The organism is Mycobacterium sp. SMC-18 (assembly GCF_045310895.1).
Lineage (GTDB): Bacteria > Actinomycetota > Actinomycetes > Mycobacteriales > Mycobacteriaceae > Mycobacterium.
This window is the reverse complement of record NZ_JBJIAL010000140.1, coordinates 1-1,151: the sequence shown is the minus strand read 5'-3', so window position 1 is coordinate 1,151 and position 1,151 is coordinate 1. Positions and strand designations below refer to the sequence as shown.

Sequence of the window (1,151 nt, the reverse complement as noted above, 5' to 3'; positions counted from 1 at the left end):
TATCGGATCCACAGTCCGGCAAAGTAAATGGCCGGAGCGAGCAGCAACAGCGGCTCACAAGGTTCGTCATCGTCACTGTCGAATGAGATCGCGCGACGCACGGCGGGTGCCTGAAGCGCTTTGGGAAAGTTGGTTACGTATGGTCCCTCGTTCAGTTCGGCCAATCGATAGCCGCCCTGGTCGGTGAAGACGGCATGAGCTGCGGCGATCGGCTCAAGAGCATTCTTGTCATAGATGAGAAACCGCCAGCCGAGGATGGTTGCTACGGAACTGAGTGCCGGCAGCTCATTTGCGGCTGGAGCCTTGGCCGTGCACCGGTCAGGCCCCGCCAGACGGCGCAACGCGCTCAACGGCAGCAACGCCATGCGATGCGGTGCGCAAAGCTGCAGGTCTTCGGGATGATTGCGATGCGCGAAGTTGAGCTTGGGCGTCGCAAAGCCCCGCGTGCGCGCCCGTCTGGCCATGCCGGCAAGGACGGCGTCGCGGGCATCGTCGGGAAGGTCAGCTGCCGGAATCGTCATGCCGTTGCCCTCCTGGTGTAGTATGTGTCCGTCCAGGTGCCGCAGTTGACATAGCCGCGCGGAAATTGCGCGGCGTCGATATCCGAGAGGCCCCACCAAGGGTCCGCAATCGCCAGGCCGTAGTTATCTTGCGCGGGCACGCCGACCGCCGCGGAGTAACCCTTGATCGTGACCAGGTGGGCTCCGCCGCCATTCCAGACGATGCGCACGCATAGCGGGCGCCTGCCTCCGATCTCTTCCTCGGTCTCTCGCAAGGACGCGGAACGGCGCGCCGTCCATTTCCTGAAATGGCCGACGCGGAACAGCGAGGACATCAAGTAGCCGTAGACATTGCAGGCGTCCTTGTCGCCCGCGCAGCAATCACTTCGGCCCAGCTGTCCGTTCGCAATGTCGCATTGGGTCACCCTGCTGGCGGGACGATAAAAATGGGCGACGCTGGCCGCGACGGCGGCCCAGCACCAGTTGGTCTTTTCCTGGTATTCGTTCTTGAAGTCGAGCAGGCGCCACCTCGATCGCCTGAACGGGGGCAGTTTGATCGGGACGCATGTCGCGTTCACGAGTGAAGCCGTTTGGTCTGCTGCCGGTGTCACGATCGTTTCCCCCGCGTCTTCTTGGAGGCCGAACGTCCGG

General features: G+C 62.9%; 2 protein-coding genes. Both read right to left on the bottom strand.

The window, feature by feature from the left end; all coding sequences use genetic code 11:
* Positions 1-521: hypothetical protein (locus ACJH6J_RS30480; protein WP_406805043.1), on the bottom strand; the 521-nt coding region annotated here is incomplete at its 3' end.
* A partial coding sequence (locus ACJH6J_RS30475) for a papain-like cysteine protease family protein (RefSeq protein ID WP_406805042.1) occupies positions 518-1,151 on the bottom strand: 634 nt, incomplete at its 5' end. The genes ACJH6J_RS30475 and ACJH6J_RS30480, both read right to left, overlap by 4 nt.